Origin of the sequence: Erwinia plantamica (assembly GCF_043420595.1) — a bacterium.
GTDB lineage: Bacteria > Pseudomonadota > Gammaproteobacteria > Enterobacterales > Enterobacteriaceae > Erwinia > Erwinia aeris.
Window position 1 is genome coordinate 19,825 of record NZ_JBGCUC010000008.1, and the last position, 13,745, is coordinate 33,569.

At 56.3% G+C, this 13,745-nt stretch carries 13 protein-coding genes; 10 read left to right on the top strand and 3 right to left on the bottom strand.

Annotated features, from left to right (window positions below):
• Window positions 1-204: 204 nt before the first annotated feature.
• Together ubiC and ubiA are read left to right on the top strand one after the other, a co-directional pair.
• A complete protein-coding gene (ubiC, locus tag AB3U87_RS10145; RefSeq protein WP_253456214.1) occupies window positions 205-732 on the top strand; it encodes a chorismate lyase in 528 nt (175 codons plus the stop codon).
• Complete coding sequence (gene ubiA / locus AB3U87_RS10150) at window positions 733-1,611, top strand: 4-hydroxybenzoate octaprenyltransferase (RefSeq protein WP_253456211.1); 879 nt, start codon at window positions 733-735, stop codon at window positions 1,609-1,611.
• Window positions 1,612-1,671: 60 nt separating this feature from the next.
• Here the strand turns inward: ubiA and plsB are convergent, their stop codons facing one another.
• The gene (gene plsB / locus AB3U87_RS10155; protein WP_253461154.1) at window positions 1,672-4,101 is read right to left on the bottom strand and encodes a glycerol-3-phosphate 1-O-acyltransferase PlsB; all 2,430 of its coding nucleotides are present in this window, start codon (window positions 4,099-4,101) and stop codon (window positions 1,672-1,674) included.
• Window positions 4,102-4,229: 128 nt separating this feature from the next.
• Between plsB and AB3U87_RS10160 the strand changes: the two genes are divergently transcribed.
• The 3 genes from AB3U87_RS10160 to AB3U87_RS10170 all read left to right on the top strand — a co-directional run bounded on the left by AB3U87_RS10160 (window position 4,230) and on the right by AB3U87_RS10170 (window position 6,167).
• Entirely contained in the window at window positions 4,230-4,604 is a 375-nt protein-coding gene (locus AB3U87_RS10160; protein WP_301252092.1) for a diacylglycerol kinase, read from the top strand.
• A gap of 97 nt (window positions 4,605-4,701) precedes the next feature.
• The gene (gene lexA / locus AB3U87_RS10165; RefSeq protein ID WP_253456205.1) at window positions 4,702-5,310 is read left to right on the top strand and encodes a transcriptional repressor LexA; all 609 of its coding nucleotides are present in this window, start codon (window positions 4,702-4,704) and stop codon (window positions 5,308-5,310) included.
• Window positions 5,311-5,957: 647 nt separating this feature from the next.
• The gene (locus AB3U87_RS10170; RefSeq protein ID WP_125290167.1) at window positions 5,958-6,167 is read left to right on the top strand and encodes a CsbD family protein; all 210 of its coding nucleotides are present in this window, start codon (window positions 5,958-5,960) and stop codon (window positions 6,165-6,167) included.
• Window positions 6,168-6,314: 147 nt separating this feature from the next.
• Here the strand turns inward: AB3U87_RS10170 and zur are convergent, their stop codons facing one another.
• Window positions 6,315-6,830, bottom strand: coding sequence for a zinc uptake transcriptional repressor Zur (gene zur / locus AB3U87_RS10175; protein WP_253456203.1), 516 nt, complete (start codon window positions 6,828-6,830; stop codon window positions 6,315-6,317).
• Window positions 6,831-7,268: 438 nt separating this feature from the next.
• On the opposite strand from zur, the gene AB3U87_RS10180 reads away from it, so the two are divergent.
• The 3 genes from AB3U87_RS10180 to pspG all read left to right on the top strand — a co-directional run bounded on the left by AB3U87_RS10180 (window position 7,269) and on the right by pspG (window position 10,095).
• Window positions 7,269-8,507 carry a conjugal transfer protein TraF gene (locus AB3U87_RS10180; protein WP_253456200.1) on the top strand — a complete coding sequence of 413 codons (1,239 nt, stop codon included), beginning with the start codon at window positions 7,269-7,271 and terminating at the stop codon, window positions 8,505-8,507.
• Between the two features lie 113 nt (window positions 8,508-8,620).
• Window positions 8,621-9,616 (top strand): tRNA dihydrouridine(20/20a) synthase DusA, encoded by a 996-nt coding sequence (gene dusA / locus AB3U87_RS10185; protein ID WP_253456197.1) that lies wholly within the window; start codon window positions 8,621-8,623, stop codon window positions 9,614-9,616.
• Between the two features lie 248 nt (window positions 9,617-9,864).
• Window positions 9,865-10,095, top strand: coding sequence for an envelope stress response protein PspG (pspG, locus tag AB3U87_RS10190; RefSeq protein WP_370734827.1), 231 nt, complete (start codon window positions 9,865-9,867; stop codon window positions 10,093-10,095).
• 239 nt (window positions 10,096-10,334) lie between these two features.
• Here pspG and AB3U87_RS10195 read toward each other — a convergent pair whose 3' ends face one another.
• Window positions 10,335-11,315, bottom strand: coding sequence for a quinone oxidoreductase (locus AB3U87_RS10195; protein ID WP_369895063.1), 981 nt, complete (start codon window positions 11,313-11,315; stop codon window positions 10,335-10,337).
• A 92-nt stretch (window positions 11,316-11,407) separates the two neighbouring features.
• Here AB3U87_RS10195 and dnaB point away from each other — a divergent pair, with 92 nt between their 5' ends.
• Together dnaB and AB3U87_RS10205 are read left to right on the top strand one after the other, a co-directional pair.
• The gene (gene dnaB / locus AB3U87_RS10200; protein WP_125290172.1) at window positions 11,408-12,823 is read left to right on the top strand and encodes a replicative DNA helicase; all 1,416 of its coding nucleotides are present in this window, start codon (window positions 11,408-11,410) and stop codon (window positions 12,821-12,823) included.
• A 268-nt stretch (window positions 12,824-13,091) separates the two neighbouring features.
• Entirely contained in the window at window positions 13,092-13,556 is a 465-nt protein-coding gene (locus AB3U87_RS10205) for an Lrp/AsnC family transcriptional regulator (protein WP_370734826.1), read from the top strand.
• Window positions 13,557-13,745 lie beyond the last annotated feature (189 nt).

Here is a 13,745-nt window from a genome sequence, read left to right on the forward strand (position 1 = left end):
GTTTCTGGTGCGCTGTGGTCATCCGGAGAAGGGAAGTGGGAGCTGTCCCATAATTCCATCACGGTGATCGTTAACGCAGCAGGCAAGTAAGCCAGGAGGCCGTCCTACCGGGGCGGCTTTCCGCTTCGCTATCCTGTTAAAATTCTGTTTAACGCCTTTTGCCTTGTGCTACGCTAGCCCCATTTTACTGTCCGGAGAAGCGCAATGACCAACCGCGCGCTGACGCAGCTGCACGCTATCGAATGGCTTCCACTCTCTTCGCCCCAGCTGACGCCGTCGCTGCTTGACTGGCTGATGGAAGAAGATTCCATGACCCGCCGCTTTGAACGCCACTGCGAAAAAGTTACCGTTGAGATCCTGCGCGAGGGCTTTATCGGGGCGGAAGAGGCCGGCGCGGATGCGCTGCTGCTGCCTGAAGAGCCGCGCTACTGGCTGCGGGAAATCCTGCTGTGCGGCGATGGCGAAGCCTGGCTGGCGGCCCGCACCATCCTGCCGGAATCCACGCTACAAGGGCCGGAGCAGAAGCTGCAACAGCTTGGCAGCCAGCCGCTGGGGCGCTATCTTTTCGCCTCGTCGACGCTCAGCCGCGATTTTATCGAACCGGGACGCAGCCACGACCTGTGGGGTCGCCGCTCGCTGCTGCGCCTTTCCGGCAAGCCGCTGCTGCTGACCGAACTGTTTTTACCGCCTGCGCCGCTTTATCACGCCGTTCAGGCCGAAAGGAAGAAGTAGATGGAAAAATCTTTACCTGTCAGTAAGCTTCAGGCCTACAGTCGCCTGATGCGGATTGATAAGCCAATCGGCTCGCTGCTGCTGCTGTGGCCGACTTTCTGGGCGCTATGGCTGGCCGGGCTGCGCGTGCCGCCGCTCAACGTGCTGGTGGTGTTTACGCTGGGCGTCTTCTTTATGCGCGCGGCGGGCTGTGTGGTTAACGACTTTGCCGATCGCAAGATAGACGGACACGTCAAACGCACGCGATCGCGGCCGCTACCGAGCGGCGCAGTCACCTCGACGGAGGCGAAATTTTTGTTTGGCGGTCTGGTGCTGGTGTCGTTTTGCCTGGTGCTGACCATGAATCTGATGACCATCCTGCTCTCTTTTGGCGGCCTGGCGCTGGCGTGGATCTATCCGTTTATGAAGCGCTACACCCATCTGCCGCAGGTGGTGCTGGGCGCGGCGTTTGGCTGGGCCATTCCGATGGGCTGGGCGGCGGTCAGCGAAACGGTGCCGCTGGCCTGTTGGCTGCTGTTTTTCGCCAATATTTGTTGGACGGTCGCTTACGACACGCAGTATGCGATGGTGGACAGGGATGACGATTTAAAAATCGGCGTCAAATCCACCGCCATCCTGTTTGGCCGTTTTGATAAGCTGATTATCGGCCTGTTGCAGCTGGCCACGCTGGGGCTGATGGCCGCCATCGGCTGGCTGACGCAGCTGGGGGCGCCTTTTTACTGCTCGCTGCTGGCGGCGGCGGCGCTGTTTATTTATCAGCAAAAGCTGATTAGCGCTCGCGAACGTGATGCCTGCTTTCGTGGCTTTCTGAATAACAACTATGTGGGGCTGATCCTGTTTGTCGGCATTGCTTTGAGCTGTGCGCCGTTTTCTGGCTGATCGACAGCCAATAAAAAAGGCCGGTGTGATGCTCATGCCGGCCTTTTTTTTATCTCTTACCTACTCGTATGTCAGCGCGCTTTCAATGGTCATCCGCACTTCCTGGCTGATCAGATCGGCCAGCAGCTGATAGACCTTATGCGTTCTTTCATAGTGCGCATCGCCGGTATCGCTGATATAGCCTTCATCACGCAGCGTCAGCACCAGCGTCGAGAACACCGCCTTATCGAAGAATTCCGGCGCGTTGATGCCGTGCAGCACCGACAGGCGCTGCGCCATGGTGCGGCTCTCTTTCTCCAGCGTACCGCGGTTGATCGACGGATTGGCGCTGAGGATAGAAAAGGTGATGGCGTAGCGCTGTAGCGTCTCCCGCACACCGGCCGCCAGCAGCTGTAGCGTATGGAAACGGGCAGGGCTGAGGCGTAGCGTTTGCGTCTGCTCGTCGGCGGTCAACAAACCCTGACGCGCCATTTCGCTGACCAGCGGATCCAGCACGCCCGGCAGCTCGTCTTTTTCCCAGTGCAGGAACAGCTCGCTTTTCAGCATAGGATAGATCACGCTGACCTGGCGCAGCAGCTCGGCGCGCGTCAGCTCCTGATGCTGCATCAAAATTACCGCAATCACCGACGGCATCACCAGCATGTGGTGAACGTTGTTGCGGTAATAGGTCATCAGCACCGCCTGCTCGCGCGGCAGCACGATGATCTCGCCGATATTATCCTGCTCGATCTCGAACTTGTTCATGCTGAGCGCATGATCCAGGAGCGCTTCCGGCGTCATGTCCGGCACGGTGGCGTCCGGCGAATAAGGCACGTTGCGCAGCAGCTGAATATAGCAGTCCAGCTGTTCCACCAGCTGCTCACGGGTTAGCGAACGCTGACGGGAAGCCAGCAGCGCGGTAACGCACAGGTTCATGGCGTTGGCCGCGCCCGCGTTATTGATCCGCACCATGACGCGCTGGGCGATATCGTTGACCGCTGGCGTCAGCCAGGCCGGACGCTGGGATTCGATCGGGTCGATAGCGTCGCGCCATTCCGGCACGTGCTTGTTCAGGTAAGCCACCAGCGGCAGCGGTTCACCGAAGTTGACGTAGCCCTGGCCCAGATTGCGCAGCTTGCGCAGCCCGCGCACCATCTGCATAAAGCCTTCTTTTTCTTTGGTCGCGCCGCGCAGCTCTTTGGCATAGGTGCCAACTTCCATGACGTGCTCGTAGCCGATGTAAATCGGCACCAGCGTAATCGGGCGGTTGCCGCCGCGCAGCATCGCCTGAATGGTCATCGACAGCGTGCCGGTTTTTGGATCGAGCAGGCGTCCGGTTCGGGAACGGCCGCCTTCCACAAAGTACTCCACGGAATAGCCACGGGTGAACAGCTCGCCCAGGTATTCGCGGAAAACGGTGGAGTAGAGCTTGTTGCCCTTAAACGTGCGGCGAATAAAGAACGCGCCCAGGCGACGGAAAATCGGGCCGGCCGGCCAGAAGTTCAGGTTGATGCCCGCAGCGATATGCGGCGGCACCAGGCCCTGGTGATAAAGCACGTAGGAGAGCAGCAGGTAATCCATATGGCTGCGGTGGCACGGCACGTAAACGATTTCATGGCCGTCCTGCGCCAGCTGACGCACGCGCTCGCCGCCGTTGACGTTGATGCCCTGATAGAGCTTGCTCCACGTCCAGCCCATGATCCTGTCGGTCAGACGGATTGCCTCGTAGGAGAAATCCGCGGCAACTTCTTCCATCAGCTCAATGGCGTTCTGCTGCGCCTTCTCATGGGAGATTTTCTTACTGCGCGCTTCGTCCTCTACGGCCTTGGCGATAGCCTTGGACTGTAAGAGCTTGTTGAACAGATCCTGACGCACAGGCAGACGCGGGCCGACTGCGGCAAGGCGCTGACGGGCAAAGTGCATTCTGGCCACGCGCGCCAGCTTCTGGGCGATGGTTTTATCGGTGCCGTGCTCGGTTGCCATACGGCGCAGCGACACCATCGGCGAGAAACGCACAAAGCTGTCGCGGCCCAGCCACAGGACGGCGATAAATTTCTGAATGCCGTTCAGCACGCGCAGATGCGGCTGGCTTTCGCCCTGAACTTCACGCCCCGGCGCCCGACCAAACATAATCGAGACGGGCACCATCTGCACGTCCAGCAGCGGGTTGCTGCGATGGAGATCCAGATAGTCGTGAAACGTCTTTACGGATTCCGGATTGGCCGCGTAATAAGGAAATACGCGCGGGCCATCATGAATAAAGACGTAGCGGGGCAGCAGCGTGCCGTCGATCTCCAGCGGGTCTAAAGGATCGGGCAGATCCTCTTTGCGACACTGCTCACGCAGCGCCAGCAAATCGGCCTTTGAATCGTATGGCAGCACATACATAATAGGACGCGACGTATCCAGCCCCAGCTCAACGACCGGCTCGGCAGGGATCGCTTTACTTTTTACCAGCATTTTTACCGGTAAATTCAATAATTTGTAATATAAGTTACGCCAACCTGACATAGACAACATAAAGCCTCTTGTTAGCAAAGCGCCGCAAGCATACCAGAATCCTTGCATGAGATCTGTGGTGTTGCAAAATGTGCGCTACCCTGACATTGACGCTAAACAGAACAAAGGGTTCCCTGATTATGGCAAATAACGCCTCGGGTTTAACGCGGATCATTAAAGCTGCGGGGTATTCCTGGAAAGGATTACGGGCGGCCTGGCAACACGAGGCGGCTTTCCGCCAGGAAGTGGTTGCGGCGGTAGTGGCGATTATTATCGCCTGCTGGCTGGACGTGACGCCTTTGGCCAGAGTCATGCTGATTGGCTCCGTCGCGCTGGTGGTGATTGTGGAAATCCTCAACAGCGCGATAGAAGCCGTGGTCGACAGGCTGGGCAATGAGTTCCACGAGCTTTCCGGGCGCGCCAAAGATATGGGCTCAGCTGCCGTGCTGTTAGCTATTCTGTTAGCGGTTTTTGTCTGGCTGACGATTCTGCTTTCTCACCAGCCGCCGGGCTAAATAGCTATCACCATGGTTTTTTATCCGGCTTGAGGTTTTCATTGACGAAATACCTGTATATACTCACAGTCGACTGTATAAACAACCAGGGGGCGGGATGAAAGCACTAACGGCAAGGCAGCAGCAGGTCTATGACCTGATTCGCCAGCATATTAACCAGACCGGCATGCCGCCGACGCGGGCAGAGATTGCCGCTCAGCTCGGCTTCCGCTCCCCGAATGCGGCTGAAGAACACCTGAAGGCGCTGGCGCGTAAAGGCGTTATCGAGATCGTTTCCGGCGCATCACGCGGTATCCGCCTGATGATGGAAGAAGTCGATGGCCTGCCGCTGATTGGCCGCGTGGCGGCAGGCGAACCGCTGCTGGCGGAACAGCATATCGAAGGCCATTACCAGGTCGATCCCGATCTGTTTAAGCCGGGCGCGGATTTCCTGCTGCGCGTTAGCGGCATGTCGATGAAGGATATCGGCATTATGGATGGCGACCTGCTGGCGGTTCATAAAACCCAGGACGTGCGCAATGGCCAGGTCGTGGTAGCGCGTATTGATGATGAAGTCACCGTCAAGCGCCTGAAAAAGCAGGGCAACATTGTGCAGCTGCTGCCGGAAAACAGCGAGTTCCAGCCGATTGTGGTGGATCTGCGTGAGCATACCTTCTCTATCGAAGGGCTTGCCGTCGGCGTGATCCGCAACGGTAGCTGGCTGTAATAGCCAGACGCCGTGCCGCCTCTGCGTCGTTGCGATGACGCAGAGGCTTGCTTCTACCGGCGGGCGTATCGCCTACGGCTTTTATTTCGCACCTCTCATATTGTCTGAATCCTTCTGCTGTATGCCCCTGCCATATTGTCTGACCGCACCTACGGTTGTTGTCTGCCCCTGCCATATTGTCTGAACGTGCCTGAATGTCTCCTGTGGAGCGCAAGCCATCGTAGTTCTGTCCGACATATATCGATGCCCGCTCCTGTTCGTATTTAGCGTTTATTGTCTTTTCGTATCCCACGCTGATATTTACTGCCTGTTGGTATTCCGCATTGGCGTTATTGTGTGTTGGCATTCCGTATGGGCGGTTACTCTCTGTTGGCATCCGTCGCTTCCCGCTCCCTTCGATCGAACCGGCAAAATCGCCTCAGCGCTTCTGTTCTCCCGCTTCTTAAGTATCCGAGCCCGCGCGATTTTTGCTGCCCGGCCCGTGCCGCTTCGCTTTTTTTTAGAAAAATACGCCGCCTCGCCGTGCAAACCTGCCATCTTCTACTACAATTATCTGTACGTTAAGCATTTGGGCAGCGTTTTATGTTGCTGTCAGTGGTTTTGCTGTAACGATAAGCTGTTATCACCTAAGGTTAAGGAGAAACAAGATGAATAAAGACGAAGCCGGCGGTAACTGGAAACAGTTAAAAGGTAAATTTAAAGAAAAATGGGGCAAGCTGACCGATGACGACATGACCGTCGTAGAAGGTAAACGCGATCAGCTGGTCGGTAAAATTCAGGAACGTTATGGCTACACTAAAGACCAGGCTGAGAAAGAGCTGGGCGACTGGGAAACCAGCAATAACCATCGTTTCTGATAAGATAGCCTCCGGAAAGGCTGACTGGCACTGCCAGGGCCGATTCTCCGGATAGCCTTCTAAAGCAAGGGCAGCGCTTCTGGCGCTGCCCTTGTTGTTTTGTCTGGCGCGATCCCGCCGCTTAAATTATTCTGATGGTTGACCGTTTCAACGACCGCGCTTTTTTGTCCCAAGCGTATGATCGTGCTGGCACGCATCCTGATGCTGGCAGGCTTCCACCTCAACGCAGCTTTGGCACAATCCGTGCGCTTCAATCACGCTGTTGGTCAGCGCAAAGCCCGCTGCCCGCGACAGGGACTTCAGAATATCCTGCACGCCTTCCGCATGTTGCTCCGCTACGCCGCCGCAGCGGTCGCAGATCAGCATCGCCGAGGTATGCGCAGGCTCTTCGAAATGATGGCAGACGACATAGCTGTTGGTGGACTCCACGCGATGCACGAATCCCTGCTCCAGCAGAAAGTCCAATGCCCGATAGATAGTGGGCGGTTTGGCCTGCGGTTCGCTGGCGCGCAGCAGGTCCAGCAGGTCGTACGCGCTGATCGCGCCGTGGTGCTGGCTCATCAGCCGCAGCACCTCCAGACGCTGAGGCGTCAGCCTGACGTTGCGCTGCTGACAGATAGCTTCCGCCTGCGACAGAATATTTTCAGGACTGTTAATGTTCATAGATCTCCCCAGGCTGGCTTAGCACGTTATATTATCACAGCGCCGATAAAAACGCCGCGCTTCCGGCTTCCCGCCTGAGCGTCTCCCTTCATCGCTATGCCCGCAAAAAATTTCAGTCAAATCCGAAGAGCGGAAGCTCACCTTTGTCATCAACTGCGTTGTACCATTCATTACTAAAGAAGACCGTCAATAACGGTTGCACTCTGAAATGTTTTGGCTACATTTACTTAAATATTTGTAAACCTTTCCACAGCAGACGTTGAAAACACGGCTTATTTTCAAGCCAGCTAGCAGATTAAAAGCCGTGCAATGAGCAGAAAAGCCCCGGTAATTTGACTTAGTTCAGGCTAATGACTTAGCGCCGTTCGGCCCATTATACGGACAATCACACTTGTCGCGCTTCAGGCGCTGTCTCCTTTGTTGAAGGGTTAGAAGTAAATGGTCAAAAAATTTAAGCTGAACAGATTCACCCGACCGGTTGTATTTCCCGTGCTGTTTCTGGCTCCGCTAAGCGCTCTGGCCGCTGGCAACTACTACGACGCTCGCAACGATGCGATGGGTGGCACGGGCGTAGCCTCTTCAACCTATGGCACGGCGGTGCTGGCTAACCCGGCGCTGATGACGAAAGCCCAGCCGGAAGACGATGTCAGTATTATTCTTCCGGCCGCTGGCGCGCAGCTGACGGATAAGCACAAGCTCATCGATAAAGTGGATGACCTGAGCGACAGCGTTGACCGCTATCAGGACATTGCCGAGCAGGATCCCATCAGCCTGAATTATCCACGCGTGCGGGCGGCGGCCGGCGATCTGGCGAGCCAGCTGCGCGGCATCAAGGGCAACAAAGCCTGGGCTACGGCAGGCGCGGCCGTGGCGGTGACCGTGCCGAACGAAGTGCTGCCTTTTGCCTTCGTGGCGAAAGCTTACGGTACGGCGCACGTGACGGCGAACGTCAGCCAGGGCGATATCGACTATTTGCAGCGCATTGCCGACGGCACCGATTTTCCACGGCCGGGCGCGCAGGACTCGCTGACCTCGTCAGCGCTGGGACGCGGCGCCATAGTTTATGACTACGGCGTTGCCGTGGCGCATGAGTTCAATATTGCCGGTCATCCGGTTTCGTTTGGCATCACGCCGAAGATCCAGAAGACTTATCTCTATAACTATAGCGCCTCCGTTTATAACTACGACAAGTCGGATTTCACCAAAGGGCGCTATAAAAATTCCAATACCGGTTTCAACATGGATGCCGGTGCGGCGACCGATCTGAACGATAACTGGACGCTGGGCGTCAGCGCGCAGAACCTGATTGCCCGCGATATCGATACCCGCGAAGTGAACGGCTACAAGGATACTTACCAGATCCGCCCGGTAGTGACGCCTGGCGTCTCTTATCATACCGAGCGGCTGACGGCGGCGCTGGATGTGGACGCCACGCCGACTAAACGGTTTAAAACGGTGGAAGACAGCCAGTATGCAGGCGTGGGCGCGGAGTATCGCGTACTGGACTGGCTGCAGCTGCGTGCAGGTTATCGTGCGGATATGAAGTCTAACGATACCAACGTGGTCACCGCCGGTTTTGGCGTGTCGCCGTTTAACAAGGTACATCTGGACCTGGCCGGAATGCGGGGCAATGACAATACCTGGGGCGCGGTAGCCCAGCTTAACTTCACGTTCTGATTTCTCTCAGGGGCGCATCACCGTGCGCCCTTACAGCCCGTTTAGCGATTGCGGGCAGTCATGCTATCATTGCGCACATTATCGTCATTTGTTAATCAGAGTCTTTGCGCTTTATGACCCAAAATTTACCTGCCCACCGTTTTTCCGTTGCGCCAATGCTGGACTGGACCGACCGCCACTGCCGCTACTTTCACCGTCAGCTGAGCCGTCAGGCGCTGCTTTACACCGAGATGGTCACCACCGGCGCCATTATTCATGGTAAAGGCGACTATCTGGCCTGGAACCAGCAGGAGCAGCCGGTCGCCCTGCAGCTTGGCGGCAGCGATCCGCTTGCGCTGGCGCAATGTGCCGAACTGGCGCAGGCTCGCGGCTATAACGAGATCAACCTGAACGTCGGTTGTCCTTCCGACCGCGTGCAGAACGGACGCTTCGGCGCCTGCCTGATGGGAGAAGCCGCGCTGGTGGCGGACGCGGTGAAGGCCATGCGCGATCGCGTGTCGATTCCGGTCACGGTAAAAACCCGTATCGGCATTGATGAGCAGGACAGCTATGAGTTTCTCTGCGATTTTATCCGTCAGGTATCGGAACAGGGCGGCTGCGACATGTTTATTATCCATGCGCGTAAAGCCTGGCTTTCCGGCCTCAGCCCGAAAGAGAACCGCGAGATCCCGCCGCTGGACTACGAGCGCGTTTATCAACTGAAACGTGATTTTCCGCATTTGACGCTGTCAATTAACGGCGGCATCAAGTCGCTGGCGGAAGCCAAAGCGCATTTGCAGCATGTGGATGGCGTGATGGTAGGCCGCGAAGCCTATCAAAATCCGGGAATGCTGGCAGAGGTTGATCGGGAGCTGTTTGGCTGCGATCGTCCTGCGGTCGATCCGGTGGCGGTGGTGCGCTCAATGTACCCTTATATTGAAAGCGAACTGGCGCAGGGAACTTACCTGGGCCATATCACTCGCCATATGCTGGGGCTGTTTCAGGGGATCCCTGGCGCACGCCAGTGGCGTCGTTATCTGAGTGAAAATGCCCACAAGCCGGGTGCGAACGTAGAGACGCTGGAAGCCGCGCTGGCGCTGGTGGCCGACAAGGTGCCGACAGCGGTATAAGCCGTCGGGCCAAAGGCGCTATCAGTAAGCGGCGGCCGGCAGAAATCCTCGAATGACCGCCTGTAAAGCACGGCCTGCTGCTGGTTCGCTATTACCTGGTCAATATCGCGCCAGGTAATAGCGATATTGACCAGGCCCTCCGTGCGGTTCTTTTATCCTTTCTCATTAAATTCAAAGGTTTAGCTGAAATGCGTTTCTGGCACGGATCTTGTAATAGTGCTACAGCATCTTTAACAGGAGGAACGCTGATGGAAATCTTTTTCGTGCTTGGCTTTTTTGTCATGCTGCTGCTGACGGGCGTTTCGCTGCTGGGGATTATCCTGGCGCTGTTTGTCGCCAGCGTAGTGATGATGTTCGCCGGTTTGCTGATGGTGGTCATTAAAATGCTGCCTTGGCTGGCGCTGGCGGTCGCCGCGGTATGGATTTATCGCGCATACCGTAAACCGCCGTCAAAAACAGCACGCTGGATGTCTCGCTAATTTCAGAGCGTTGACGCCAGGTTTGCAAAAGGTAATGCGGAGTCGATCACAACCTGGCAGATCGCACAGACAAATTTGCAATTAAACATATTTTTTACTTATGAATTCTGTCAGGATGATTTTACTGAATTGCCGAAATTCATCGCCGCTGACCCTACAACCAGCGCGAACTATAAAAAAGAAAAAGGGGCTTCCTACGGGAAGCCCCACTTATTTCTGACAGGCCTGCGCGTTTGCCCTTAGGGGATCAGCAGGCAGGAGCCTTGAGTGGCACGGCTTTGCAATGTTTTATGCGCCTGCTGCGCGTCCGTTAACGCAAACTTCTGCTGTTCCGGCACCTCTACCTTAATCGCACCGCTGGCTATCAGCGAAAACAACTCGTTGCTGGCCTGCGTCAGCGCATCGGCGTTGGTGATATAGCCGTTAAGAGAAGGGCGGGTCACGTACAGCGATCCTTTCTGGGTGAGCGTTGATAAATTCACCCCGGTCACCGGCCCGGAGGCGTTGCCGAAGCTGACCATCAGGCCGCGCCGCTGCAGGCAGTCCAGCGAGGCTTCCCAGGTATCCTTGCCTACCGAGTCGTACACCACGCGCACTTTCTTGCCGTTGGTCAGTTCCAGCACGCGCTTTGCCACATCTTCTTCGCGATAGTTAATGGTTTCCCAGGCGCCGGCCTCTTTGGCTCTTGCCGCTTTTTCCGCCGAGCCGACGGTGCCGATCAGATGCGCGCCCAGCGCTTTCGCCCACTGGCAGGCGATCAGCCCTACGCCGCCCGCCGCCGCCTGAAACAGAAAGGTTTCGTCCGGCTGTACCACGTAGGTCTGCCGCAGCAGGTAATGCACGGTCAGCCCTTTCAGAAACGAGGCCGCCGCCTGCTCAAAAGAGATGGCGTCCGGCAGCAGCGCCAGCTTGTCAGCCGCAACGGCATGATATTCGCTGTAGGCGCCCAGCGCCGACTGCGCATAAACCACGCGATCGCCAACCTTAACCGTAGTCACGCCTTCGCCCACGCTCTTTACCACGCCAGCCGCTTCCGTTCCCAGGCCAGAAGGCAGCGAAGCCGGATAAAGCCCGCTGCGCACGTAGGTATCAATGTAGTTAATGCCTATCGCTTTGTTCTCAACCACAACCTCGTCAGCGGCCGGTTCCGGGATGGCCGCATCGATAATCTGCATCACTTCCGGGCCGCCGTGCTGACTGATTTGTATGCGTTTTGGCATGGTCACTCCTGTTGATTGCGCGTGATTGATGGAGGACGAAAGGCCGTCAAACGGGTATACTGGCGCGTCCCCACACAAGGTATTACATCACTATGGCAGGAAATAAACCCACCAACAAATCCAATGAAAACCGTGAGCCGCGCGACCGGCAAATGGAAGGGCTGAAGCTGCCGCCCCATTCGCTGGAAGCGGAGCAGTCCGTGTTGGGCGGCCTGATGCTGGATAACGAGCGCTGGGATAACGTCTCTGAGCGCGTGGTGGCGCAGGACTTCTTTAGTCGTCCGCATCGCATGATCTTCAGCGAAATGCAGCGGCTGCTGGAAATGGGCAAGCCAATCGATCTGATCACGCTTTCCGAGTCGCTGGAAACCAAAGGCGAACTCAGCATGGTCGGCGGTTTCGCTTACCTGGCTGAATTATCGAAAAATACGCCAAGTGCGGCGAACATAGGCGCCTATGCCGATATCGTACGCGAACGTGCGGTGGTACGCGAAATGATCGCGGTGGCGAACGAGATCGCCGATGCCGGTTACGATCCGCAAGGCCGCACCAGCGAAGATCTGCTCGATCTGGCGGAATCCCGCGTTTTCCAGATCGCCGAAAATCGCGCCAACAAGGATGAAGGACCGAAAAGCGTCGATCAGATCCTGGAAGCGACGATCTCCAGGATCGAATCGCTTTACCAAACGCCGCATGATGGCGTAACCGGCGTTGACACCGGCTATCAGGATCTTAATAAGAAGACCGCAGGTCTCCAGCGCTCGGATTTGATTATCGTGGCGGCGCGTCCGTCGATGGGTAAAACCACGTTTGCCATGAACCTCTGCGAAAACGCGGCGATGTTGCAGGATAAACCGGTATTGATCTTCAGCCTGGAAATGCCCGGCGAACAGTTGATGATGCGTATGCTGGCCTCGCTTTCCCGCGTTGACCAGACCCGTATTCGTACCGGCCAGCTGGATGACGAAGACTGGGCGCGTATTTCCAGCACGATGGGCATCCTGCTGGAGAAGAAGAACATGTTTATCGATGACTCTTCCGGCCTGACGCCAACGGAAGTGCGCTCGCGCGCGCGACGTATTTTCCGTGAGCACGGCGGGTTAAGCCTGATTATGATCGACTACCTGCAGCTGATGCGCGTCCCGGCGCTGTCCGATAACCGTACGCTGGAGATTGCCGAGATTTCCCGCTCGCTGAAGGCGCTGGCAAAAGAGCTGCAGGTGCCGGTCGTGGCGCTGTCGCAGCTTAACCGTTCTCTTGAACAGCGTGCCGATAAGCGTCCCGTTAACTCCGATCTGCGTGAGTCCGGCTCCATCGAGCAGGATGCCGACCTGATCATGTTTATCTATCGTGACGAGGTTTACCACGAAAACAGCGATCTGAAAGGCATTGCGGAAATCATTCTGGGCAAGCAGCGTAACGGCCCTATCGGCACGGTGCGCCTGACCTTTAACGGCCAGTGGTCGCGCTTTGATAACTACGCCGGCCCGCAGTACGACGACGAATAAGCTCTTCTTTCTTTGCCTCTTCCGGTAGCGGCCGTTATTGGAAGAGGGTTTTCATTGCCTTCAGGCATATCAATACGCTAACCCTTTATTCTCTCCTGCTGTTCTTCTCGTAATTTTTTTGAATATTAATCTCTGACAAGAAAGCCATTACCAATAAGCGTGCGTTTACCCGGCAGCGGTTTTTCCCTTAGGAAAATAGTATTGGACAACGAGGCGGGAACTGCGCTTACCTGTCCGGCAGGAAAAATAATTAGCCGCCGGATAAATGATGACCCAGATCGATGATTATGACTTCAAAATACTGACGCTGCTGGAAAGCAATGGCCGCCTGACTAACCAGGAGCTGAGCGATCTGGTCGGGCTTTCCGCTTCGCAGTGCTCCCGCCGCCGCATCAACCTTGAGCAGGCGGGGCTGATCCTCGGCTATCACGCACGGCTTTCAGCTAATGCGGTAGGGCTGGGCCTGATCGGCCTGATTGAAGTCCGCCTGATTAACCACACCGCTGAATACGTGGACAGCTTTACCCGCATGGTGGCTGAAGAAACGGCTATCGTCGATGCCTGGAAAACCACCGGCGATGCCGACTACCTGCTGAAGGTCGCCGTCGCCGATTTGCCCGCGTTGAGCGCGCTGATTAGCCAGCTGGTGGCGGGACATCGAAGCGTGTCGCATGTTAAGACCTCTGTCGTGCTCACCCGCCTGAAAGAAAACGGCATGATGACGCTTGGCTGACCAATAGCCCTTTTTTGGTGCAGATGTGGATCAATTTAGTGCATGGTCAGGGTATGCCATGCGAGATATAAGCGTGTTTCCTCTTATTCATGCATATATTGATGCTTTTACCCCGTAAATGCGCACAAGGTTAATTCTTTCCAGTCAATCACTTGTCTCGCCATCACCCGAATGGCAAAAGAGTGGTGC